The organism is Cupriavidus sp. 10L45 (assembly GCF_056395225.1).
On record NZ_JBFTJC010000001.1, the window covers coordinates 414,774 to 437,109 of the forward strand.

Below are 22,336 nucleotides of genomic sequence, written 5' to 3' on the forward strand. Positions count from 1 at the left end.
CGTGCGCCTGATCGGCGCCATCCAACCGAAGGAGACACCCCCATGCATACGAAACGTCCCGTGTCCGAGCTTTCCACCGACGTGGTCCAGGTCGCCATGACAGGCCATGTGGCGCAGGTGACGCTGCGCCGTCCGCCGCACAATTATGTGGACGAGGCGTGCATGACGCAGTTGGCCGAAGCCTTCGCCGCGCTCGACGAGACGCCCGAATGCCGCGCCATCGTGCTGGCGGCGGAGGGCAAGGCGTTCTGCGCCGGCGCCAACTTCGGCGCGCAGGACAGCAGCGTGGCGCGCGACCCGAGCCCGTTCTACCGGCAGGCCATGCGCCTGTTCCGCACGGCCAAGCCGATCGTGGCCGCCGTGCATGGCCCGGCCGTTGGCGCCGGCGTGGGGCTGGCGCTGGTTGCGGATTTCCGCGTGACGAGCCGCGACGCGCGCTTCAGCGTGAATTTCAACCGGCTCGGCTTCCATCCGGGCTTCGGCCTCAGCGTGACGCTGCCGCGCCTGATCGGCGAGCAGCAGGCGGCACTGCTGTTCTACACGGGCCGGCGCATCGATGGCGCGCGTGCCGTGGAGATCGGGCTGGCCGACGTGCTGGCCGAGCCCGGCGATGAACTGGCCCAGGCCCACGCACTGGCGGCGGAGATCGCCATTTCCGCGCCGATGGCTGTGCGCAGCACCCGCGCCACGCTGCGGCAGGGGCTGGCGGACCGCATCGTCGAGGGCAACCGGCAGGAGCTGGCGGCGCAGCTGAAGGAGTTCGCCAGCGAGGACTTCCGCGAGGGCGTGGCGGCGATGGCCGAGCGGCGCCTGCCGCAATTCCAGGGGCGCTGAGCATGGAGCGGACTGCCAAGAGCGATCGATCGACGCCCAACGCGCCGGCCGCCATCGGCCCGCTGCATGGCGTGCGGGTGCTGGACCTGTCCTCAGTCGTGCTGGGGCCGATGGCCACGCAGCTGCTGGCCGACATGGGCGCCGACGTGATCAAGGTGGAGGCGCCCGAAGGCGACCTGATGCGGGCCAACGGCGTGGTGCACCACGTGGGCATGAGTTCGATCTTCCTCGCCCTGAACCGCAACAAGCGCTCCATCGTGCTCGACCTGAAAAGCCCGGCCGGACGCGAGGCGCTGGAGCGGCTGATCCCGACCGCGGACGTGCTGATCCACAACATGCGCGTCGGTGCCATCGAGCGGCTTGGCCTTGGCTACGCGGCCGTGGCGGCGCTGAAGCCGGACATCGTTTATTGCGCCGCCACCGGTTTTGGCCAGGACGGGCCGCACCGCGACAAGCCGGCGTTCGACGACATCATCCAGGCTGCGTGTGGTTTCGTGGGGGCGGCGTCGGGGGATGGTGCCGCGCCGGACTACATGCCGAGCCTGATCGCGGACAAGACCACAGGGCTGGCGGTGGCCAACGCGGTGCTGGCGGCGCTGTTCCATCGCGAGCGGCATGGCGCGGGGCAGTACGTGGAGGTGCCGATGCTGGAAACCATGACCGCCTTCGTGCTGACCGAGCATATGGGCGGCATGACGTTCCCGGACAACCCGGGCAAGGCCGGCTACGCGCGGCTGCTCGGCGGCGGGCGCAAGCCGGTGCGCACCGCCGACGGCTGGATGAGTCTGCTGCCGTACACCGAGAAGCACTGGCATGCCTTCTTTGCCGAAGTGGGCCGGAACGACCTCGCCAGCCGCTACGACATCGCCAGCCGGCGCGCGCGCAATGCGCATATCCAGGCGCTGTACGGCCACCTGCGCGAACTGGCGCCCGAGCGGACCACGGCGCAATGGATGGCGATGTGCGAGCGGATGGACATCCCCGCCACGCCGATCTACGGCCTGGACGACCTGCCGGCGCATCCGCATCTGCGCGAAGTGGGTTTGTTCGAGGACTCCACGCATCCGGTGGTCGGGCCGATCCGCCAGATCCGGCCGACGGCGAAGTTCTCCGAAACGCCGACCGCGATCCACCGCCCGGCGCCGGCGCTGGGCGAGCACACGGCCGAGGTGCTGGGGGAGACGGGGATGGACGCCGCCGAGATCACGGCGATGATTGCCGGGAACGCGCGCTAGGCGTCGAGCGTGGGCACCGTGAACCGGAACACGGCGCCACGCGCCTCGTTCTCGCAGAGTTCCAGGGTGCCGCCATGGGCCTGGATGATCGATCGGCAGATCGTCAGGCCCATGCCCATGCCGCTGGACTTCGTCGTGCAGAACGGTTCGAAGAGCCGCACCGCGTGCTCGGGCGGTACACCCGGTCCGGAGTCGCGTACCGTCACCACCACGGCATGTCCCGCATCGGCGGCGGTGCGGATCGTCAGTTCCCGGGGGCCGTCGTCCACGGCGCTCATCGCTTCCACGGCATTCATGATCAGGTTCAGCATGGCCTGCTGCAGCTGGACACGATCACCCTTGACCGGCGGCAGATCCTCCGCGAGCTGCATCTGCACCGCCACGCCATGCTGAACGACTTCGCCGCGCGTCAGGGTAATGACTTCGCGAATCGCCTCGTTGATCTGCACCCCCTCCTTTTGCAGCGGGGCGTTCTTGAACAGGTCGCGGATGTGGCTCATCATGTCGCTGGCCTGCCGGGCGTCCTTGTTGATCCGCTCGAAGGCGAGGCGCGCTTCTTCCAGATTCGGTGGTTGCGCCGCGAGCCAGCGCAGGCCCGCGCTGGCGTTCATCGCACAGGCGCCGATCGGCTGCTTCAGCTCATGGCTGATGGAGGCCGTGAGCTGCCCCATGGTCGTGACCCGGTTGACGTGCGCCAACGCGCTTTGGGTTTCCCGGTAACGGCGCTCGCTTTCGCGGGCGTCGGCTTCGGCGAGCTTGCGTTCGGTCAAATCCAGCACGAACGCGACCCCCTCCTTGCCGCCGTCCTCGAACCGGGCCACGCCCATCATCACCGGCACCCGGCTGCCATCCTTGCGGAAATATTCCTTCTCGAACGGTTGCAGGCGGCCGCTGCGCTTGAGTACCGGCAACCGGTCTCGCAGATCCACCTCAAGCCAATCCGGCGGGGTCATCGCGGTCCAACGCATGCCGCGCGACCGCAAATCCTCGCGGTCGTAGCCGACGATCCGCAGGAAGGCGTCATTGGCCTCGACGATGACCTGGGTGTCCACCTCCCAGAGGAAGATGCCGATGATGTCGGCGTCCACCAGGCGCCGGATCCTGGCCTGGCTTTCCGCAAGCTGGCCGCTCAAGGCCATCAGCATGTTCAGGTCGGCTTGCAGGATGTCCCGGCACATCGACAGCAGCCGGAGAAACTGGTTGCTGTAGGCGTTCTTCTTCCGGTCGAGCACGCAGATCGTGCCGAACACTTCGCCATCGGGCCAGCTGATCGGGAGCCCCATGTACGAGATCATGCCCAGCTTGATATCCGGGTTGGCATTCCAGTCCACGTCCGCTAGGGCATCCGGCACCAGCAGCGGCTGGCGGGTCTCCATCACGGTCTCGCAATACAGCCCCGTATCCAGCGGGGCGGTTTCGGCCGCCTCATAAGGATTGCCCTCCGAATGGCTCGATACCAGCACTTCGATATTGGGTGCCTTGGTCCGCATGATCAGCGCGGACGGCACGCACATGATCTCGGCGAGCAGATTGACAATGTCTTGCCATTTGTCGACGGTTGACAGGGGGACTTCGATGGCGTGGGGCATGGGTAGGACGGGAAGTGCGAATCTGATGTTCTGCGGCGGGAATTCGGTTCAGATGGTAGCGCTAAACCGGAACGACTGAGATGACGGACACGTTACTGCCACATAAGTGACATATCAGGCATTTATTGTCGCCTTCGTCACCGTGCACGCACAAAGTCCAATTAAGGCTTGTTTTTTGCTGACCTGTCAATTATTGTTCAGGCAAATAACGCGCAGCACGGCCAAATTGTACGAAAAGCCCACGCTGCGCCACTTTTTTGCATGATTAACTGACAGGTCAGATAATGTTCGAGCAATCTAAGGGAATGCCGCGCGGGGTGAGTCGCCTGGCCAGGCCAGTGCTGTCGACCCTCGTGGTCGCGGTGCTGGCGGGCTGTGCGAACTATGCCGGCATCCGAAGCGACCGCCAGATGGCGCAGCCCGGCCAATACGCCACCACGCAGAGCCTTCCGGCGGAGCAGGGCCGATGGCCCGCGGCGGATTGGGCCGACCAGTTCGGGGATGCGCAACTCAAGGCGTTGATCGCGGAAGCGTTGAAAGACAGCCCGACACTCGACAAGGCCCGCGCCCGCGTGGCGGCGGCGGTGGCGTTCAGCGAAACCGCCAACGCCAATACGCTGCCGCAGGTGGGGGCCGGCTATAGCTGGACGCGCCAGCGCCTGACCGAAAGCACCTTTATCCCGCCCGCGTTCGCCGGCAGCTGGCAATCGGAAAACAAGGCCTTCCTCGGCGCCAGCTACGAGCTGGACCTGTGGGGCAAGAACCGTGAGGCGTTGCGCTCGGCCGTGTCGACGGTGCACGCCAGCGAGGCCGAAGCCGAGCAGGTGCGCCTGACGCTGACGAGCGCCATCGCCCGCAGCTACAACGAGCTGGGGCGTCTCTACGCCCTGCTCGACATTGCGCGCGACGAAGTCGGCCAGCGCACCGAAGTGCTGCGCGTGGCGCGGGGCCGGGTGAAGATGGGGCTCGATACCGAAGTCGAGCTGCGCACTGCCGAGGCCAATCTGGCCGCCGCGCAAGTCAGTGTCTCCGCGCTGGAAGGCAATATCCAGCGCACCCGCTATCAACTGGGCGCGCTGCTCGGGCAGGGGCCGGATCGCGGCCTGGCCATCGCACGTCCCACGCTTGGCGTGCGCGACGAGATCCATCTGCCGGCCAACCTGCCCGCCGACCTCGTCTCGCGCCGCCCGGACATCGTGGCCGCGCGCTGGCGCGTGGAGGCCACCACGCACGACATCAAGGTGGCCAAGGCCGAGTTCTATCCGGATATCAACCTGAGCGCGGCCATCGGCCTCGATGCCTTTGGCTGGGGCCGCTTCCTGCGCGCGGCGAGCCGCACGGCATCGGCCGGGCCGGCCATCCATCTGCCGATCTTCGACGGCGGCGCGCTGCGTGCGCAGCTCAAGGGGCGCTATGCCGAGTTCGACTTCGCGGTGGCGAACTACAACGACACGCTGATCCAGGCGCTGACCGATGTGGCCACGCAACTGGCCGATATCCGCGCGGTGGACGCGCAGTTGGTCAACGCCACGCGGTCCGACGAGGCCGCGCAGCGCGCGCTCCGGCTGGCGATGGCCCAGTACCAGGGCGGCCTGACCACGCAGTTGACCGTGCTCAACGCCCAGACCACGGCGCTGGCCAGCAGCCAGGTGGTGACCAACCTGCGCATGCAACGCCGCGACCGGCAGATCGCGCTGGCTACCGCGCTTGGCGGTGGGTACACCGAGACCGCCCAGACCGCCCAGACCGTCGAGACCGTCGCCCACACCCAACAGACAGCGGCGGCCCGCTGATCGCCCCCTTCCTTCGATAACAGACCCTCTCATGACCTCGACTCCTTCCTCCGCTGACAAGCCGTCCGCCACCGCGCCGAAGTCTTCCCGCAAGCGCCTGCTGGCGCTGCTGGGTTTGACCACGCTCCTGGCCGCCGCAGGCTATGGCGCCTACTACTACGGGGTGGCCCGGTTCCACGAACACACCGACGATGCCTACGTGAACGGCAACCTCGTGCAACTGACGCCCCAGGTGAGCGGCACCGTGGTGTCGGTCAACGCCGACGACACGCAGGTCGTGCGGGCCGGCGAACCGGTCGTGACGCTGGACCCTGCCGATACCCGCATTGCGCTGGCCAACGCCGAGGCCGCGCTGGGCCAGACCGTGCGGCAGGTGAGCGCGCTCTATATCAACAACGATGTGCTGGCCGCCACCGTGCGGCAGCGGGAGGCCGATGTGGCGCGCGTGCGTGACGATCTGCGCCGCCGCACGGCGGTTTCCGAGTCCGGCGCCGTGGCGGTCGAGGACATCGCCCATGCCCGCGATGCGGTCAAGTCCGCCGAAGCCGCGCTGGAGACGGCCCGCCAGCAACTCGCCTCGAACCATGCCCTGACCGACGGGGCCGCCGTGGCGGACCACCCCAGCGTGGAGGCCGCCGCCGCACGTGTGCGCGACGCCTACCTCGCCAATGCCCGCAATACGCTGCCGGCGCCGGTCACCGGCTATGTGGCGCGCCGCTCCGTGCAGGTGGGGCAGCGGGTGGCGCCGGGCAATCCGCTGATGGCCATCGTGCCGCTGGACGGCGTCTGGGTGGATGCCAACTTCAAGGAAGTCCAGCTCAAGCACATCCGCATCGGCCAGCCGGTGGCACTGCATGCCGACCTCTACGGCAGCACGGTGACGTACCACGGCAAGGTGGTCGGCTTCTCGGCCGGTACCGGCAGCGCGTTCTCGGCCCTGCCGGCGCAGAACGCCACGGGGAACTGGATCAAGGTAGTGCAGCGCCTGCCGGTGCGGATCGCCCTCGATCCGGCCGAGCTGCGCGCCCATCCGCTGCAGATCGGGCTGTCGATGCAGGTGGATGTGGAAACCAAGGCGCGTGGCGATGCCCTGGACGCCACACGCAACCCCACGCGCAACGCCGCCCCGGTCCGCACCACGTACAGCACGGACGTGTTCCGGCAGTACGGCGCCGAAGCGGATGCCGAGATCGACCGCATCATCGCGCGCAACCGGGGGCAGGGCGGCGAGCAAAGCGCGGCGCGCAAGCGTGAGACCCCCGCGCGCACCGCGTCGTAACCCAGCCATCCCCCAGCCATCACCGCAACCGGAGCCGCATCATGTCTACCGCGACCCCCTTCCAGCCGCCCCCGCCGCTCACCGGCGGCAGGCTGGTGCTGGGCAGCTTTGCCGTGGCGCTCGCCACCTTTATGAACGTGCTGGATTCGTCGATCGCCAACGTGGCGATTCCGACCATCTCCGGCAACCTCGGCGTGTCCGTCCATGAAGGCACGTGGGTCATCACGCTGTTCGCCGCCGCCAACGCCGTGGCCATTCCGCTGACCGGCTGGCTCACGCAGCGCGTGGGGCAGATCCGGCTGTTCGTCGGCTCGCTGCTGCTGTTCGTGCTGGCGTCATGGCTGTGCGGCATCGCGCCGAACCTGACCGCGCTGCTGGCCGCGCGCATCCTGCAGGGCGCGGTGGCTGGGCCGCTGATTCCGCTGTCGCAGGCCATCCTGCTCGGCTCGTTTCCGAAGGAGAAGAGTTCGCAGGCGCTGGCGCTGTGGGCCATGACGGCCACCGTGGGGCCGATTGCCGGCCCGGCGCTGGGCGGATGGATGACCGACAGCTACTCCTGGGCGTGGATCTTCTACATCAACGTGCCGGTGGGGCTGTTCGCCGCCGCCGTGACCTGGGCGGTCTATCGCGACCGCGAATCACCGGTGCGCAAGCTGCCGATCGACATGGTCGGCCTGGCCTCGCTGATTACCTGGGTGGCGTCGCTGCAGATCATGCTCGACAAGGGCAAGGATCTCGACTGGTTCGCCTCGCCCGTGATCATCGGCCTTGGGGTGGTGGCGCTGCTCAGCTTCGTCTTCTTCGTGATCTGGGAGCTGACCGAGCCTGACCCGATCATCGACCTGCGCCTGTTCAAGGGCCGCAACTTCCTGGCGGGCACGGCGGCGATCTCGGTGGGCTTTGCCTTGTTCTTCGCCAACCTCGTGGTGCTGCCCCAGTGGATGCAGCAGTACCTGGCGTATCCGGCGGTCAACGCGGGTCTCGTCACGGCGCCGCTGGGCATCTTTGCCGTGCTGCTGGCGCCGGTGGTCGGCAAGCTGCTGCCGAAGGCCGAGTTGCGTGTGCTGGCGACGCTGGCGTTCCTGGGCTTTGCCGCCGTGTTCTTCATGCGCTCGCAATACACGACCGGCGTGGATACCTTCACGCTGGTGCTGCCCACGCTGCTGCAGGGCATTCCGATGGCGCTGTTCTTCGTGCCGCTGACGGCCATCATCCTCTCCGGCCTGCCGCCGGAGAAGATTCCGGCTGCGGCTGGTTTGTCGAACTTCGTGCGGGTCTTCTTCGGCGCGGCCGGCACGTCGCTGGCCACCACGGTGTGGAACGATCGCGCGGTGCTCCACCACGCCCGGCTCGCGGAACAGGCCGGCCCGGGCAATCCGCTCTATACGACCGCGCTCGAGTCGATCCAGACGGCCATGCATCTGTCGCCGGACCAGGCCGTGGCGTTCTTCGAACGGGGGATGAATGCGCAGGCGATCATGCTCGGGCTCAACGATATCTTCTGGGTCTCGGCGGTGATCTTCGTCGCCATCATCCCGTTGATCTGGCTGACCCGGCCTGCGAAGGGCAAGATGTCGAGCGCTGCTGCGGCGGCCCACTGAGGGCCACCCCTTGCTGCTCAGGCGGCTTCGGAGAATTTGTGCAGCAGGCGCAGGAACTCGCTGAACTCCTCCCGCGAGAAATGGCGCAGGCGGTGGTTCAGCACATCCGGGGCGATGTCGGGCACGCGGCTGGCCACGTCCCGGCCCTTGTCGGTCACGATCAGGTTCACCACGCGCCGGTCTGCCTCGCTCCGCTGCCGCTGCAGCATGCCCTTGCTCTCCAGCTTGTCGAGCATGCGCGTCATCAGGCCGGTGTCGATCTCCAGCAGCTTGCTGATCTCCAGCGGCGTGCTGGCCGCGCCCTGCGTGAGCGACAGCAGGATGCCCATCTGCTGGCCGGTGATGTCCAGCGGACGGAGCGCCGCGTCGATCTCCATCAGCAGCCCGTTGCGGGCCTTGTTCAGATGGAAGCCAACGCTCTGCGTCAATCGGAAGTTCTCGCGGTTGTAGTGTTTCACGGCGCCTCGGAAAAGCCAGGAGCCGTCAATGTATCTGATGCGTCAGTCAATGGGAAGGGCGTGCGCCGAGGCCAGCAAGCGGGGCGCTCAGCGGATCACCTTCTGGGTCAGGCTCACGACGATGGCCAGCACGGCCACCACGGCAAGCGCGCGGAAGTGGTCAAGATTGGCCAGCAGGGCGGATTGCTGCGCGAGCACCTGCGCGATCTGCGCCGTGGCGAGTTCGGCGGCGCGCACCGGATCGGACGACGCGGCAATCGCCGCCGTGAAGCGCGCGTGGGCGTCCTGGAACTGCGGGCTGTTGAGGTGGATGGTGTCATGCAGCGTGCTGTAGTGCCGCGTGGTCAGCCATTGCTGGCCCACCGTGGCGATGGTCACGCCCAGCGCCTGGCCGAGCTGGCCGAGCATGTTCTTGGTCTGCTGCGCGTTGGAGAACACGGACTCGTCGTGCGCCACGCCGCTGAAAGTCTGCATGGCCGTCACCGGCATCAGGATCATGATGAAGACCCCGTAGAACGCGAGCGCCGGCAGCACGTGGCCCCACAGGTCGGGCGCGGGTGGCATCCGGCTCATCATCCAGGCCGAGATGGCCAGCGACAGAAAGCCGGCGACGAAGTACTTGCGCGGACTGGGCCAGCGCGGCAGCAGGCGCGAGACGGTCAGCCAGGTGAGCACGCCCGCCGACAACCCCATCGCATAGAACTGCCCGGCGGTGGACCAGGCATGCCCGAGCGAGCGCTGCAGGACAATGGGCAGCAGGTAGCCATTCGCGCCCAGCGTGACGTAGCAGAACGTGAACAGCGCCAGCCCGCACAGGTAACGCGGCTCGACCAGATGGCGCAGCCGCAGCAGCGGACGTTCGCTGCGGGACTCCGTCCAGATGAAGCCGAGCAGGGCGGTGCCGCCCGCGATGGCGCCGATCACCAGCCAGAGCCGGTCCGCGTAGAAATCGTAGTAGGAACGCTGCAGCACATACAGGACCAGGAAGCTGCCCACGGCCAGCGCGGCCAGCCGAATCGGATGGGCGTCCGAGCGTTGCGCGGGCGGCGCCGTGGCCTCCGGCAGGACGCTGGTGGCCGGTAGCAGCGCCAGCGTACACCCGGCCACCAGCCAGAAGATCAGCGGCCAGCGGTCCGCGCTGACGATGGCGGAGGCCAGCCAGGGTGCCAGCGCCATGCCGCAGCACACGCCGGACGCCAGCGCCTTGATGCCGAAGAATCGCGCCGGGCTGGGCGGGATCAGGTTCACGGTCAGCCGCGACGACGTCACCATGCCGGCACAGCCGAGCGCCATGACCATGCGGGCGACCAGGAAGGTCTCGTAGCTGTCGGCATGGGCGCACAGGAGCGCCCCCAGCGCCGCCGCCATCAGCGACCCCTGGACGTAGCGCCGCCATCCCACGCGCTCCACGATCCAGCGCTGCAGCGCGATCACCACCACCGCCACGCTGGCGTAGGCCGCCGCGACGGTGCTGTACTGGTCCGGGCTCGCGCCGATCTCGCCCATGATCGGCGCGGCGGAGAAGGCCACCATGCCGTTCTGGAGGAAGTCGATCGTGGTCAGCGCGCCTATCGTCAGCAGGAGACGTCGGGGAGGCGCGGAGGGCATGGCGGAAGGCATGGCGGAGGTCATGGCGCGCCTAGGAGTTGTCGTCGATGATGCGGCGCACGTGCGCTTCGGCGCGCGCCAGTTCGTCCGCGAACACCGTGGTGCGGTAGTTCTGGCTGGAGGCGTCGATGGCCACCAGCCGCTTGCCGTCCCGGGCGCGCGTATCGACGGCGACCTTCATCGACAAGCCGATCTGTAGCGGGTGGGCCGTCACTTCCGCCGGGTCCAGCGCGATGCGCACCGGCACACGCTGCACCACCTTGATCCAGTTGCCGGTGGCGTTCTGCGCCGGCAGCAGCGCAAACGCGCTGCCGGTGCCGGCGTCCTGCCCGATGACCCGGCCGTGGTACACCACCCGCCGGCCGTACAGGTCGGTGGTCAGCGTCACCGGCTGGCCGAGGCGGATATCGCGCAACTGCGACTCCTTCAGGTTGGCCGTGACCCACAGGTGATCCAGCGGCACCACGGACATCATCGACACGCCCGGGCTGACGCGCTGCCCCACCTGCACCGAGCGCTTGGTCACCACGCCCCCCACCGGCGCCAGGATGCGCGTGCGCGAGAGGGCGATGCTGGCATTGCGCACCTGCGCGGCGGCGGCGAGCACATCGGGGTGAGACCCCACCGACGTCCGCTCGACCAGCGCCTGGTTGCGCTTGAGCTGCTCGCTGGCCATGGTCAGGGCGGCCTGTGCGGCGCGTACAGCATGGCGCGCATGGATCAGTTCTTCGCCCGAGATCGCCCCGCTGGCGACCAGCGCCGAGCGCCGCGTCATGTTCTCCTGCTCCCGCGCCAAGTCGACCGTGCGCAGTTCCACATTGGCGCGATCCTGGCCGACGGCGGCAAACTGCCCGCGCACCTGCCGCACCGTGCGGGCGAGCTGGGCCTGCGCGGCCGCCAGCGCCAGCTGGGCATCCACGCCATTGAGTTCGACCAGGGTCACGCCCGAGGCGACCAGATCCGTGTTGTCGGCGAGGATCGCGGTGACCACGCCGCTGACCTGCGGCGTGACCTGCACCACGTTGCCTTCGACATAGGCATCTTCGGTGGAAACCTGGTCCCGGCCGTATTGCAGCCAATAGCCGGCGGCGCCGGCAAGCAGGAGGACGAGCAGGACGCCGCCGGCGATGCGCCGGCGCCGTGCCGGACGGAGGTCGACGGGCGGCGCGGCGGTGGCTTGCGCGGGCGTGGGCTGGCTGGCGGGATTCATGATGCGCTCCGGGTGGCCGCACCGGCGCCTTGGGCCGGCGCTGTCGCGGTGTCATACCCGCCGCCCAGCGCGCGGATCAGTTCGAGGTGCAACGTACGCTCCTGGGTTTCAAGGTCGATCAGCAATTGCTTCTGTTGCAGGACCTGGCCCTCGGCCGACAGCACCTGCAGATAGTTGCCCACGCCGCTGCGATAGCGCGACACGGCCATGTCATAGGCTTCCTGCGTCAGTCGCAGCGCCTGTTGCTGCTCGTCGGCGCGCTCGGCATGCCAGCGCAGGGACACCAGCTGGTTGACCACATCGTGCAGCGCGGTAATCAGCGTGGCGTTGTACTGCTCCGTTGCGGCGTCGTACTCGGCCTGCCTGACGCCGAGGTTGGCGCGCAGCCGGCCCCCGTCGAAAATCGGCAACGATAGCGCCGGGCCGATGCCAAGGGTGCGGCTGCCCGCGGTAAAGAAGTCGGACAGGCTCAGGCTGGACAGCCCGGCAAAGGCGTTCAGGCTGATGTTCGGATAGAACTCGGCCTTGGCGGCGCGGATGTCGTGGCCCGCCGCTTCCACGCGCCAACGCTGCGCCACCACATCCGGCCGGCGGCCGATCAGTTCGGCCGGCAGGGTGGCCGGCACCGCCGCCGCGTAGCGGTCGCGCAGTTGCGGGGGGCGGATGTCGGCGCCGGCATCCGGCCCCTTGCCCGCCAGTGCCGCGAGCTGGTTCTGGGTCAGCGCGATGATCTCGTTGATGGCGGCAAGGCGCTCGCGCGTGGCGGGGAGGGCGGCTTCGGCCTGCTTCATGTCGAAGGCCGAGTCGAGTTGCGCATCCACGCGCCGGCGTGTCAGGTCGAACGTGTTCTGGCGCTGGCGGTAGGTCTGCTCGGTCAGCGCGCGCTGGGCGTAGGCGGCATCGAGCCGCAGGTAGGTGCGCACGACGGAGGTGGTCAGCATCAGTTCCGCTGCGTGGTAGTCGACCTCGGCGGCGCGCACGCGGTCCAGCGCGGCGTCGAACGCGGCGCGGTTCTTGCCCCAGAAGTCGAGTTCGTAGCCGAGACCGAGCTGCACGTCACTGGCCCATTTCCAGCTGCCGCCGAGCGGGGGTGGCACAAGGCCGTTCTCGCTGAAGCGCTGGCGCGTGGTCCGCGCGTCCAGGTTGACCTGCGGATACAAGGCGGCTTCGGAGCGGCCGGCGAGCGCATCGGCCTGACGCACCCGCGCGGCGGCGATGCGCAGCGTGGGTTGCCCGGCCAGTGCCGTTTCCACGAGCGCGGTGAGCTGCGGATCACCGAAGCCTTCCCACCATGCGCGGTCCGGCCAGGCGGCCGGCGACAGGGGCGTGTCGGCGAGCGATGCGGTGGCGGCCAGGCGGTTGGGGTCATCGACCGTAGCTTGGGTCTTGAGCCCCTTCATGCTGGCGCAGCCCGGCAGGAATACCGCTGCGCCCAACACGCCAAGGCATACCCAGGCCGGCACGGTACGCGTCTTTGGCTTCGCCATCATTGCTTCTCCGCAACCTTCGCCCGGACGACATGGCCGGGGCTGAACATCGGCCCCGACGACAGGCCGGTTGCCTGATACCAAAGGTAGCGGTCGGCCCCGCACGCCGGTAGTGCCCCGCTGGCGCGCACGGTGTTGCCGGAGAGGCACCAATCCTGCGGGCGTTTTCGTTGTTCAATGGAAACCAGCAACAAGCGCACTGTCGTTCACCCCCGATTCTCAACCTCGCAGCAAAACAAGGATCTTCGCCATGTCTTCCGATCAGAGTCTCCCGAATCGCGTGTCACGTCGTAACCTGCTGCTCGGCAGCGCCGCCGCAGCCTCCGCGCTGGTGGCCACCAGCATTCCCGGCGGCGCCGAAGCCGCACAGGCCGCCAAGGGGGCCAGCGCCTCGGCAGCGGGCAAGCCGCACGGCAGCTACATCACCGCCCGCGACGGCACGCAGCTCTACTACAAGGACTGGGGATCGGGTCGGCCCGTGGTGTTCAGTCATGGCTGGCCGCTGCATTCCGATAGCTGGGAATCGCAGATGCTGCTGGTGGCCAGCTCGGGCTTCCGCGCCGTGGCGCATGACCGTCGTGGCCATGGCCGGTCGAGCCAGCCGTGGGAGGGCAATGACATGGACCACTATGCCGACGACCTCGCCACGGTGATCGAAACCCTCGACCTGCGCGACGCCATCCTGGTGGGCTTCTCCACCGGCGGCGGCGAAGTGGCGCGCTACCTCGGCCGCCACGGCACGCGTCGCGTGTCCAAGGTCGTCCTGGTCTCGGCCGTGCCCCCGGTGATGGTCAAGACGCCGGCCAACCCGAACGGCCTGCCGGTGGAGGTCTTCGACGGCCTGCGCGCGGCCCAGCTCGCCAACCGCTCGCAGTTCTATCGCGACGTGCCGTCCGGCCCGTTCTACGGCTACAACCGTCCGGGCGCCAAGCCGTCCCAGGGGCTGATCGATGCCTGGTGGGCGCAAGGGATGCAGGGCGGACACAAGAACACCCTGGACTCGATCAAGGCCTTCTCGGAAACCGATTTCACCGAAGACCTCAAGAAGATCGACAAGCCGACGCTGATCATCCACGGTGACGACGACCAGATCGTGCCGATCGACGCCGCCGGCCGCGCCTCGGCGAAGCTGATCAAGGGCTCCAAGCTGATCGTCTACCCGGGCGCGCCGCACGGCCTGACCGACACCCACAAGGAGAAATTCAACGCCGATTTGCTGGCGTTTATCCGCAGCTGACCTCGCAACTTCACCTGAAAGGCCCCCACCATGTGCAATGCCAACCCTGCCTACAAGGACCCGGCCGAGCCGGGCCTGCCCAGCGCCGACCTGACGCTGGACCTCGCGCGTACCGCGCTGGTCGTGATCGACCCGCAGGTCGACTTTATGAGTCCCGAAGGGCGGAGTTGGGGCGTGGTGGGGGAGAGCGTGACCGAGCAGAACCTGGTGCCCAACCTCGTCCGCCTGTTCGCGGCGGCGAAGCAGGCCGGGATCTGCGTCGCCATCTCTCCGCACTACTATTTTCCGCACGACCACAAGTGGAAGGTGGCGGGACCGGCGGAGATGTTCCAGCATGCCGTCGGCATGTTCGACCGCCCCGGCGCGCTGACGCTGGAGGGTTTCCGTGACTCGGGCGCCGACTTCATGCCCGAGCTGAAGCCTTATATCGAGGATGGCGACACCATCATCTGCTCGACCCACAAGCTCTATGGGCCGCAGGCCAACGATCTGGTCCTGCAGTTGCGCAAGCAGCGGGTGGATCAGGTCATCCTCGCCGGCATGGCGGCCAACCTGTGCGTGGAGTCCCATCTGCGCGACCTGCTCGAGCACGGCTTCGAGGTGGCGGTGGTGCGCGATGCCGTGGCCGGCCCCAAGCTGCCCGAGGGTGATGGCTACCATGCGGCGCTGGTCAACTTCCGCTACATCGCCAACGCGCTCTGGGACACCGACGAGACGCTCAGGCGGCTGGCGCGGTAAGCCGATTCAATCTGCCCGGTCGTCCATCCGATAGTGCGCCGCCATGAATTCGACGAAGGCACGCGCACGCGGCGTGAGATGTCGGGTGTGGGGGTACAGCGCGTAGTAGTGGCTGGTACCCAGCCGGTATTGCGGCAGCACGCGAACCAGCCCGCCCCGGGCCAGTTCGGCACGCACGGTGCGTTCGGTGAATGCCGCGATGCCCGTGCCGGCCAACGCCGCCGCGTACAGCGCGGTGATCGTATCGGTCGACATGCCACCCCGTACACCCACGTGTTCGACAGCCCCGTCCGGGGCTGTCAGCGTCCATTCGCCGGTGCGGTTTGCGCCCGTGAAGCTCAGCACAGCATGCTGCGCAAGGTCCGCCGCCGATACCGGCAGGCCGTGCCGCGCCAGATAGGCCGGTGACGCCACCAGCACCGTGTCCGATGCCGTCAGCGATTTCGCCATCAGGCTGCTGTCGGCCAGCGGTGTACTGCTGATGCGCAGTGCCACGTCGAAACGCTCGGCTACCAGATCCACGAAGTGGTCGCTGCACGACAGATCCAGGGCGATATCGGGAAAGCTTGCCTGGAAGGCCGGCAGCCAGTCCGGCAGCTCCAGCGTGCCGATGGCCAGCGGCACTGTCACCCGCAGCGGCCCGGCGAGATGCTCGCGTTCGCCGGTCATCGCCGCTGTCATGGCGTCCAGGCGCGCGAGGATGTCGAGGCTGTACTGGTGATAGCGCTCGCCCGCCGCGGTCAGCGCGAAGCGGCGCGTGGTGCGGTTCAGCAACTGCACGCCCATGGCGGCTTCGAGCTGCTTTAACTGCCGCGAGACGGTGGAGTGCGACATGTCGAGCCGCTCCGCCGCCGCCGAGAACCCCTTGGTCTCGACGATGCAGCAGAAGATGCGCATGGCAAGCAACTGATCCATGAAGTATCGATGTGTCCGGCCAAATGAGAAACGCCCCGCAGGGCGTTCCGTGAACCCGCTCAGCGCAGCGGCAGGCGGGTAATGTCGGCGGTGGTCATCACATCGCCGAAGGTGTCTTCGATCTCCGCGAGCGCGGCGCGATGCAGCGCGTCCTTGTCGACCTTCTGGCCGTCGGCCCGCACGATATCGCGCGTGGCGGAGGCGTCCGATGCTATCACAACGTGATAGCCGAGCGGCACCGCGTCCCGCGCCGCGCCGGCCACGCAGGCATGCGTCATCAGGCCCGCCACGATCACGGTTTTCACGCCCAGCGTCTTGAGGCGCCGGTCGAGATCGGTACTCGCAAACACGCTCACGGTCTGCTTGCGCAGCACGGTGTCCTGCGGGCGCGGCAGCATGCCCGGCTCGAACGACACCGTGTCCCCATCGGCCGCAAACAAGGCGGAGCCGGCCGGCGCCACATGCTGCACCTGGAACACCGGCATCCGCGCCTGATCCGCGAACGCCACCAGCCGCTGCGCCTGCGCCAGCGCACGCCGGCCGTCCGGGATGGGCAGCCGGCCGGAGAAGTATTCCTTCTGGAAGTCGATGATGACCAGCGCGGTGGTGCTGGCCTCGAGATGGTCGATGGGCTGGGCGCCGAGAATCGCGCGGATACCCGGATGCGGGTTCGCCCCGGCGGCGCCGGCCGATGCGGCCGATACGGCGAGCGAGACCCCGACGGTAGCGAAGCGCAAATAGCGTGGCAGATGGAAGTTCATGCAACAGGCTCCTCAGGAAAGAGGCGCCAGTCTAGGTACCGCCACGCTGCACTACAACGCCATGCGCCGCACAGGATTTGTGCGGGGGCTGCACAGGCGCGGCCAGCCTTCCCCTTACATTGGCTTCATCACCATCAGCGCGAACACGACCACCATCGCGGTGAAGGCCGGATAGCCGAGCAACTCCCAGCGGCGCGCGTAGTGCCAGTAGAGATCGGGCAGGGCCGTGCCGTTGTCATGCGCGGCGATGGCCATCCGGCACATGCGGATCTGGTACCAGACCACGGGCAGCCAGCAGGCGCCTGCGAACAGGTACAGCGCGCCGGAAGCCAGGATCCACGTGGACGTAAGCGGAAACCCGGCCACATGGAGCATGTACGCACCGGTCAGCGGCTGGATGATGACCGCCGGCGTGGTGAACCACCAGTCCGCCCGGACGACGAGCCGGGATACCACCGCGATGGCCTCCACGGACCCCGAGCGGTTGGCAAAGAACAGGTAGAACGCCGTCCCGAATCCGGTGCCGACCAGCAACACCGACGAGATGACGTGAATCACCTTGATGGCGAGGTATTCCATGATTCCGGCTCCATGTAGAGGATCAGCAGAATGGCGAGGATCGGCAGGTTCTTGAGCACCGGCCCGAACGGATGGGCGAGGAACTCCGGCATCGCCACGGCGATGACTGCCGAGTAGCCGAGGATCAGCGCTGCCTGGGCGACCCATAACGCGCGGCGCGGATACAGCAGGCAGGCCACACCCATGGCCAGGTCGAGCCCGGCAGCGCCATACAGGGCGACCGTCGCCGGCATGCCGTGAATGCCGGTGGCGCCCAGCAGCGCCAGGCTGTCTTCCATCGGATAGACGAACAGCGTGATGAAGGCCGTGGCCATCCAGACAATGGCCATGACCGCGCGCAACAGCGGCAGCCGCCAGGTGGCGATAGCGCGATGGCGCAGGGATTCCGCCTGGGCCGGGGCGATGAACTGGTCCACGCGCCGGGGCGGGTGACCAAGCCACGCCGTAATGGCCGCGTCGTCGTCGGTACATCCGGCCTGCAGCATGCGCCAGTTGTCCGGCGTGAGCGCAGCGCCGGGGACAAATCGCCCGAGCGCCGCAGCCATCGCCATCAGCGGCGCGGGCGCCGTCAGCCAGTGCGCTGACGGCAATCCCATGCCGCGTCGGTAGTGGTCGAGCATGCCTTGGTAGGAGACCTCGCTGCCGCCGACGCAGGCAAGCGTCTGGCCGGGCGGGGTGGCCGGGTCGATCGCCACTTCCACGATGGCGACGAGGTCGTCGATGTGGATCGGCCGGAACCGCGCGTCTGGCAGGGCGGGAATCGGCACCACCGGCAGCGCCGCCAGTGTGCGGAACATGGCGGCCGACGTGCCTTCGTCGCCGTAGACCAGCGAGGGATACAGGATCTGCCATGCGACGGCTTCCACCGGCAGCGCCCGCAGCGCCTCGTCGGCGGCATGCTTGGAGTGGAAGTAGGGCGTGTCGCCCTGCTCGGCGCCGAGCGCCGAGATCTGGACCACGCGGCGGACGCCAGCCTGGGCGCAGGCCTGGAACAGGGCTGCCGGCGCCCGGTGGTGCAGGTCGTCGAACCGGGCTTGGGCGCTTTCGACGATGATGCCGACCGCGTTCACGACCACGTCGATGCCCGCCAACCGGGGCAGCCAGGCCTCGACGGTGGTGTCCTTGCTGAAATCGATGGCGATGTCGCGGTCTGATCGTGGGGTGCGGACCCCCCGCACCACCTCATGGCCTGCCTGCTCCAGCCGCCTACAGATTGCCGCGCCGATGAAGCCCGATGCGCCGCAGACCAGCACCCTCCTGCGGGTGGGGAAGTGGTTCGTGATCTCGTTCATACTGTTTTTTCAGTAAAGACAGAAATACTGCGTGAAAAAGAAACGGGCAGTCGCCCGTTCGTCGTGGTGGCTTCAGGATCGTCTTCGCACGGCGTTGCTGATCTTGGCGGTCAGGCCCAGCGTCTTCATCAGCGTCTCCGGTTTCAGTCGCAGCATTTCATCGGCCAGCGTGCTCATGGTCTCGATGAACTTCAGGGTTTCGGCAATCCGCTCGCGGGTGCCAGCGTCCTCGTCCTCGAGGGCGGGATTGTCCAGGCATTCGCGCAGGGCCACAGCGGTGGGGTCGATCTCGCGCTGGCGCCGGCCTGCCACGATCAGCTTGAACAGCTCCCAGACGTCGCTCGACGTCTCGAAGAAGTCGCGGCGCTCGCCTTTTAGGTGCACCACCTTCACCAGATGCCAGGACTGGAGTTCCTTGAGGCTGTTGCTGACATTGGAGCGGGCCACGCCCAGGGTGTCGGTAATTTCCTCGGCGTCCATCGGACGGGCGGCCAGGTACAGCAGGGCGTGGATCTGCGCCACGGTGCGGTTGACGCCCCAGCGCGAGCCCATTTCACCCCAGTGGAGCACGAAGCGTTCTGCGATCGGTTTCAATTCCATGGATCGCATTCCATTGCTTCAGTAATTTCTGTCAAGAGAGAAATCACAACACCCTCCCAAACCACCACAGCGACAGCAACCCGGCGCAGCCGGCCAGCAGGGCGCCCAGCGCGGCGAAGAAGGCGGTGATTTCCACCTGGTTGCGTTTGTCGAACGCCAGCTTGGCGCTGAGGGCGCGGTAGACCTTCTTGAGCTGGCTGGCATCTTCCAGGCGGAAGTATTCGGCGCCGGTCACGTCGGCCACCTGTTTCAGGACCTTTTCGTCGAGCTTGACCCGGGCCGACCAGCCGTCCACCGAGAGCACCACGCCGTCCGTCGTGCCCACGCCTACCGTGTAGATGCGGACGCCGTGGGCGGCGGCGAGTTGGGCGGCCTGGACCACCGCCGGGCCGGCGTTGCTTTCGCCGTCGGAGAACAGGACGATGGCGCCCGAGGCGTAGGAGCCGGGTCGCTTGTCGTCGTCGCTACCCAGCGCATCGGCAGTCTTCTGCGGGGGGATGTCGTCGTCCATGAGGAGCGCGGCGTCGGGGGTGGCCTGCGGGAGCAGCGTGGTGAGCGCGATCAGCAGGCCGTTGCCGAGAGCCGTGCCGCCCTGCGGTTTCAGGCGGTCGATGGCGCTGGCCACGTCTTCCCGGTTGCGGCTGGGCGCGTGCGCCACGGCGGCCGTGGCGGCCATCGCCACCACGCCCACCTTGACCCCCGAGGGCTGGGCGTCCAGCAGCACCTTGGCGGCCTGCTGGGCGGCGCGAATGCGGCTCGGCTTCACGTCCTGCGCACGCATGCTGCCGGACAGGTCCATCACCAGCATGACGGTATCGATGCGGGACGGCAGCATCAGCACGGCCTGCGGGCGGGCGATGGCGAAGATCAACGCGCTCAGGGCCAGCAGCGCCAGCCCGGGCGACACGTGCCGGCGCCAGCCGGCGCCGCCCGTGGTGGTCAGGCCGACGCTGCGCAGCGCGGGATAGTGCACCGCTGCGCGGCGCCGGCGCGCATCGAGCCAGACATAGCCGGCCCCCAGCACCAGCACGAAGCCGAGCAGCCACAGCATTTCCGGCCACAGGAAACTGAAGAGGGGCAGGCGGCTCATCGCATCGATCATGATGCCCCCGCGCCGCTCGCGGCCCCTTGCCGATGGCGTCGCTGCCGGGCGAAGTGCAGCAGCGCCAGATCGAGCCGGGCGTAGGTCGACAGGGTCAGGCACTCCACGCCGGCCCGCGCGAAGCCCTGCCGCAACTCCGCCTCGCGCGCCTCCGCGGCGGCCGCAAAGCGCTTCCGGAAGGCCGGGTCATGGGTGTCGACGAACATCTGCTCGCCGGTTTCGGCATCCTGCAGCACCACCAGCCCAAGATCAGGCAGGGCCACTTCCAGCGGATCGACCAGCCGCACGGCGACGATTTCGTGGCGCCGGGCCAGCATGGCGAGCGAGGCCTGCCAGCCCGGCGCGCTGATGAAGTCAGAGACCACGAACATCACGGAGCGGCGTTTCGCCACGGACCGCGCGCGTTCGAGCAGGTCGCGCAGCCGGGTGTCGCCCGGCGAAGCGGCGGGCGTGGCCTGCATGCGGTCGAGCAGGTGCAGCAACTGGCGGCGCCCCGCGCGCGCCGGGATCACCGAGGTGGCGATCTCGCCCGCGCCGCCGTAGAACACCGCGCCTACCCGGTTGCCATAGCGCGTCAGCAGCAGCGCCAGCACGGTGGTGAAATCGTTCAGCAGGTCGCGCTTGCGCACGCTGCCCGAGCCGAAGTCGATCGAGCCGCTCAGGTCCAGCAGGAACCAGACTGCCACCTCGCGGTCTTCCTGGAACTCGCGCACATGCGGCGTCTGCAGCCGCGCGGTCACGTTCCAGTCGATGTGGCGCACATCGTCGCCGGGCCGGTATTCGCGCAGATCGGCAAGATCCAGCCCGAAGCCGCGGAACAGGGTGCGGTAGTCGCCCTGGAGCATGCCGTCCAGCCGGCGCACCACGGTCCATTCCAGGCGGCGGACCAGCGCCTCGGTCTGGCTGACGCGCGGGCCGCCCAGCGGCGCCTCCGCAGGCGGGGGGGCCGGCGGGAGCGGGGCGGCGGCGGCAATGCCGTCCGCGCCGGCCCGGCGCCTACCGAACAGCCGCCCGAGCATGGGTTTCCAGCGGCCGCTCCGGCACCGGCAGGGCCTTGAGGATGCGTGCGATCAACTGGTCCGCCGTCACGCCATCGGACATGGCTTCATAGGAGAGCGCCAGCCGGTGGCGCAGGACATCGGGCACCAGATCCACCACGTCCTCGGGCACGGCATAGTGCCGGCCGCGCAGGAAGGCCAGCGCGCGGGCGCCTTCGATCAGGCCGATGGTGGCGCGGGGGCTGGCGCCGAAGGACACGTAGCGATCCATGTCGGCGAGATCGTAGTTGCCGGGCTTGCGGGTGGCCGCCACCACGCGCACCGCGTACTGGATCAGTTCCGGGTCGACATAGACCTTGCGGCAGGCTTCCTGCAATTCGACCAGATGCTCCGGCGTGGCAATCGCCCCGACATGGATGCGCGGGCCGGTCACGCGATTGACGATGACGACCTCCTCCTCCTCGCTCGGGTAGCCCACCAGCACCTTCATCATGAAGCGGTCGACCTGCGCCTCGGGCAGCGGGTAGGTGCCCTCGGTCTCGATCGGGTTCTGGGTGGCCATGACGAGGAAGGGCGCCGGCACGCGATGCGTCTCCCCGGCGATGGTGACCTGCTTCTCCTGCATCACTTCCAGCAGCGCGCTCTGCACCTTGGCTGGGGCGCGATTGATTTCATCGGCCAGCAGCAGGTTGGCGAACACCGGCCCGCGCACGGTGGAGAACTCGCCGCTGCCCTGGTTGTACATGCGCGTGCCGACCAGGTCCGCCGGCAGCAGGTCCGGCGTGAACTGGATACGCTTGAACGTGCCGCTCATGGTGCGGGCGAGCGTGTTGACGGTCAGCGTCTTGGCCAGGCCCGGCACGCCTTCCACCAGCAGGTGCCCCCCAGCCAGCACGGCCACCAGTACCCGCTCCAGGAAGTGGTCCTGCCCCACCACCACGCGCTTCACCTCGTACAGCAGGCGTTCCATCAGGTTGGCGCTGTCCGCAGCGCTACGGGCTTCGTCGTTCATAGGCCTCC

21 protein-coding genes are annotated in these 22,336 nt (G+C 68.0%); 7 read left to right on the forward strand and 14 right to left on the reverse strand.

Translation table 11 applies throughout. The features are described 5' to 3' along the window. Positions 1–42 precede the first annotated feature (42 nt). Entirely contained in the window at positions 43–834 is a 792-nt protein-coding gene (locus AC1DFU_RS01925; protein ID WP_441592504.1) for an enoyl-CoA hydratase/isomerase family protein, read from the forward strand. A gap of 2 nt (positions 835–836) precedes the next feature. Further along, the gene (locus AC1DFU_RS01930; RefSeq protein ID WP_092295198.1) at positions 837–2,069 is read left to right on the forward strand and encodes a CaiB/BaiF CoA transferase family protein; all 1,233 of its coding nucleotides are present in this window, start codon (positions 837–839) and stop codon (positions 2,067–2,069) included. Here AC1DFU_RS01930 and AC1DFU_RS01935 read toward each other — a convergent pair. Then, positions 2,066–3,658, reverse strand: coding sequence for an ATP-binding protein (locus AC1DFU_RS01935; protein ID WP_092295195.1), 1,593 nt, complete (start codon positions 3,656–3,658; stop codon positions 2,066–2,068). The genes AC1DFU_RS01930 and AC1DFU_RS01935 overlap by 4 nt on opposite strands. 305 nt (positions 3,659–3,963) lie before the next feature. On the opposite strand from AC1DFU_RS01935, the gene AC1DFU_RS01940 reads away from it, so the two are divergent. From AC1DFU_RS01940 to AC1DFU_RS01950, 3 genes are read left to right on the forward strand one after another with little or no spacing between them, the layout of a single operon-like run. Further along, positions 3,964–5,451 (forward strand): efflux transporter outer membrane subunit, encoded by a 1,488-nt coding sequence (locus tag AC1DFU_RS01940; protein ID WP_441592571.1) that lies wholly within the window; start codon positions 3,964–3,966, stop codon positions 5,449–5,451. 31 nt (positions 5,452–5,482) lie between these two features. Then, positions 5,483–6,730, forward strand: a complete 1,248-nt coding sequence (locus AC1DFU_RS01945; protein WP_092295190.1) for an HlyD/EmrA/EmrK family protein — start codon at positions 5,483–5,485, stop codon at positions 6,728–6,730. A 41-nt stretch (positions 6,731–6,771) separates the two neighbouring features. Next, positions 6,772–8,331 (forward strand): DHA2 family efflux MFS transporter permease subunit, encoded by a 1,560-nt coding sequence (locus AC1DFU_RS01950; RefSeq protein ID WP_441592505.1) that lies wholly within the window; start codon positions 6,772–6,774, stop codon positions 8,329–8,331. 17 nt (positions 8,332–8,348) lie between these two features. Here AC1DFU_RS01950 and AC1DFU_RS01955 read toward each other — a convergent pair whose 3' ends face one another. The 5 genes from AC1DFU_RS01955 to AC1DFU_RS01975 all read right to left on the reverse strand — a co-directional run bounded on the left by AC1DFU_RS01955 (position 8,349) and on the right by AC1DFU_RS01975 (position 13,288). Continuing rightward, positions 8,349–8,789, reverse strand: a complete 441-nt coding sequence (locus tag AC1DFU_RS01955; RefSeq protein ID WP_092295184.1) for a MarR family winged helix-turn-helix transcriptional regulator — start codon at positions 8,787–8,789, stop codon at positions 8,349–8,351. 87 nt (positions 8,790–8,876) lie between these two features. After that, positions 8,877–10,421, reverse strand: coding sequence for an MFS transporter (locus AC1DFU_RS01960; protein WP_441592506.1), 1,545 nt, complete (start codon positions 10,419–10,421; stop codon positions 8,877–8,879). 7 nt (positions 10,422–10,428) lie between these two features. Then, positions 10,429–11,607 carry an HlyD/EmrA/EmrK family protein gene (locus tag AC1DFU_RS01965; protein WP_092295182.1) on the reverse strand — a complete coding sequence of 393 codons (1,179 nt, stop codon included), beginning with the start codon at positions 11,605–11,607 and terminating at the stop codon, positions 10,429–10,431. Further along, a complete protein-coding gene (locus AC1DFU_RS01970; RefSeq protein ID WP_218158033.1) occupies positions 11,604–13,097 on the reverse strand; it encodes an efflux transporter outer membrane subunit in 1,494 nt (497 codons plus the stop codon). The genes AC1DFU_RS01965 and AC1DFU_RS01970 overlap by 4 nt, the downstream gene beginning before the upstream one ends. Continuing rightward, positions 13,094–13,288, reverse strand: a complete 195-nt coding sequence (locus tag AC1DFU_RS01975; RefSeq protein WP_441592507.1) for a hypothetical protein — start codon at positions 13,286–13,288, stop codon at positions 13,094–13,096. The genes AC1DFU_RS01970 and AC1DFU_RS01975 overlap by 4 nt, the downstream gene beginning before the upstream one ends. Positions 13,289–13,344: 56 nt before the next feature. Here AC1DFU_RS01975 and AC1DFU_RS01980 point away from each other — a divergent pair, with 56 nt between their 5' ends. Both AC1DFU_RS01980 and AC1DFU_RS01985 read left to right on the forward strand, forming a co-directional pair. Further along, a complete protein-coding gene (locus tag AC1DFU_RS01980; protein WP_092295178.1) occupies positions 13,345–14,331 on the forward strand; it encodes an alpha/beta fold hydrolase in 987 nt (328 codons plus the stop codon). 30 nt (positions 14,332–14,361) lie between these two features. Further along, complete coding sequence (locus AC1DFU_RS01985) at positions 14,362–15,069, forward strand: cysteine hydrolase family protein (protein WP_441592508.1); 708 nt, start codon at positions 14,362–14,364, stop codon at positions 15,067–15,069. 6 nt (positions 15,070–15,075) lie between these two features. Here AC1DFU_RS01985 and AC1DFU_RS01990 read toward each other — a convergent pair whose 3' ends face one another. The 8 genes from AC1DFU_RS01990 to AC1DFU_RS02025 form a co-directional block, all read right to left on the reverse strand. Next, the gene (locus AC1DFU_RS01990) at positions 15,076–15,984 is read right to left on the reverse strand and encodes a LysR family transcriptional regulator (protein ID WP_441592509.1); all 909 of its coding nucleotides are present in this window, start codon (positions 15,982–15,984) and stop codon (positions 15,076–15,078) included. A gap of 59 nt (positions 15,985–16,043) precedes the next feature. Continuing rightward, positions 16,044–16,745 carry a cysteine hydrolase family protein gene (locus tag AC1DFU_RS01995; protein ID WP_092295170.1) on the reverse strand — a complete coding sequence of 234 codons (702 nt, stop codon included), beginning with the start codon at positions 16,743–16,745 and terminating at the stop codon, positions 16,044–16,046. Positions 16,746–16,859: 114 nt separating this feature from the next. Further along, positions 16,860–17,327, reverse strand: coding sequence for a DUF2269 family protein (locus AC1DFU_RS02000; RefSeq protein WP_441592572.1), 468 nt, complete (start codon positions 17,325–17,327; stop codon positions 16,860–16,862). After that, positions 17,300–18,616 (reverse strand): SDR family oxidoreductase, encoded by a 1,317-nt coding sequence (locus tag AC1DFU_RS02005; protein WP_441592510.1) that lies wholly within the window; start codon positions 18,614–18,616, stop codon positions 17,300–17,302. The genes AC1DFU_RS02000 and AC1DFU_RS02005 overlap by 28 nt, the downstream gene beginning before the upstream one ends. A gap of 72 nt (positions 18,617–18,688) precedes the next feature. Further along, positions 18,689–19,216, reverse strand: a complete 528-nt coding sequence (locus AC1DFU_RS02010) for a GbsR/MarR family transcriptional regulator (RefSeq protein WP_441592511.1) — start codon at positions 19,214–19,216, stop codon at positions 18,689–18,691. A 43-nt stretch (positions 19,217–19,259) separates the two neighbouring features. Next, complete coding sequence (locus AC1DFU_RS02015) at positions 19,260–20,318, reverse strand: VWA domain-containing protein (protein WP_092295167.1); 1,059 nt, start codon at positions 20,316–20,318, stop codon at positions 19,260–19,262. Next, positions 20,315–21,337, reverse strand: coding sequence for a DUF58 domain-containing protein (locus tag AC1DFU_RS02020; RefSeq protein ID WP_441592512.1), 1,023 nt, complete (start codon positions 21,335–21,337; stop codon positions 20,315–20,317). Before AC1DFU_RS02020 ends, AC1DFU_RS02015 begins: the two co-directional genes overlap by 4 nt. Then, positions 21,315–22,328 (reverse strand): AAA family ATPase, encoded by a 1,014-nt coding sequence (locus AC1DFU_RS02025; RefSeq protein ID WP_092295163.1) that lies wholly within the window; start codon positions 22,326–22,328, stop codon positions 21,315–21,317. Before AC1DFU_RS02025 ends, AC1DFU_RS02020 begins: the two co-directional genes overlap by 23 nt. Positions 22,329–22,336 lie beyond the last annotated feature (8 nt).

What these genes read in the sequence shown, in the direction of transcription:
- AC1DFU_RS01950 (WP_441592505.1), top strand. Translation starts at nt 6,772, where the DNA reads ATGTCTACCGCGACCCCCTTCCAGCCGCCCCCGCCGCTCACCGGCGGC.
- AC1DFU_RS02005 (WP_441592510.1), bottom strand. Translation starts at nt 18,616, where the DNA reads ATGAACGAGATCACGAACCACTTCCCCACCCGCAGGAGGGTGCTGGTC.
- AC1DFU_RS01970 (WP_218158033.1), bottom strand. Translation starts at nt 13,097, where the DNA reads ATGATGGCGAAGCCAAAGACGCGTACCGTGCCGGCCTGGGTATGCCTT.
- AC1DFU_RS01980 (WP_092295178.1), top strand. Translation starts at nt 13,345, where the DNA reads ATGTCTTCCGATCAGAGTCTCCCGAATCGCGTGTCACGTCGTAACCTG.
- AC1DFU_RS01995 (WP_092295170.1), bottom strand. Translation starts at nt 16,745, where the DNA reads ATGAACTTCCATCTGCCACGCTATTTGCGCTTCGCTACCGTCGGGGTC.
- AC1DFU_RS02015 (WP_092295167.1), bottom strand. Translation starts at nt 20,318, where the DNA reads ATGATCGATGCGATGAGCCGCCTGCCCCTCTTCAGTTTCCTGTGGCCG.
- AC1DFU_RS02010 (WP_441592511.1), bottom strand. Translation starts at nt 19,216, where the DNA reads ATGGAATTGAAACCGATCGCAGAACGCTTCGTGCTCCACTGGGGTGAA.
- AC1DFU_RS01985 (WP_441592508.1), top strand. Translation starts at nt 14,362, where the DNA reads ATGTGCAATGCCAACCCTGCCTACAAGGACCCGGCCGAGCCGGGCCTG.
- AC1DFU_RS01965 (WP_092295182.1), bottom strand. Translation starts at nt 11,607, where the DNA reads ATGAATCCCGCCAGCCAGCCCACGCCCGCGCAAGCCACCGCCGCGCCG.
- AC1DFU_RS01925 (WP_441592504.1), top strand. Translation starts at nt 43, where the DNA reads ATGCATACGAAACGTCCCGTGTCCGAGCTTTCCACCGACGTGGTCCAG.
- AC1DFU_RS01990 (WP_441592509.1), bottom strand. Translation starts at nt 15,984, where the DNA reads ATGGATCAGTTGCTTGCCATGCGCATCTTCTGCTGCATCGTCGAGACC.
- AC1DFU_RS02020 (WP_441592512.1), bottom strand. Translation starts at nt 21,337, where the DNA reads ATGCTCGGGCGGCTGTTCGGTAGGCGCCGGGCCGGCGCGGACGGCATT.
- AC1DFU_RS02025 (WP_092295163.1), bottom strand. Translation starts at nt 22,328, where the DNA reads ATGAACGACGAAGCCCGTAGCGCTGCGGACAGCGCCAACCTGATGGAA.
- AC1DFU_RS01930 (WP_092295198.1), top strand. Translation starts at nt 837, where the DNA reads ATGGAGCGGACTGCCAAGAGCGATCGATCGACGCCCAACGCGCCGGCC.
- AC1DFU_RS01960 (WP_441592506.1), bottom strand. Translation starts at nt 10,421, where the DNA reads ATGACCTCCGCCATGCCTTCCGCCATGCCCTCCGCGCCTCCCCGACGT.
- AC1DFU_RS01940 (WP_441592571.1), top strand. Translation starts at nt 3,964, where the DNA reads ATGCCGCGCGGGGTGAGTCGCCTGGCCAGGCCAGTGCTGTCGACCCTC.
- AC1DFU_RS01935 (WP_092295195.1), bottom strand. Translation starts at nt 3,658, where the DNA reads ATGCCCCACGCCATCGAAGTCCCCCTGTCAACCGTCGACAAATGGCAA.
- AC1DFU_RS01945 (WP_092295190.1), top strand. Translation starts at nt 5,483, where the DNA reads ATGACCTCGACTCCTTCCTCCGCTGACAAGCCGTCCGCCACCGCGCCG.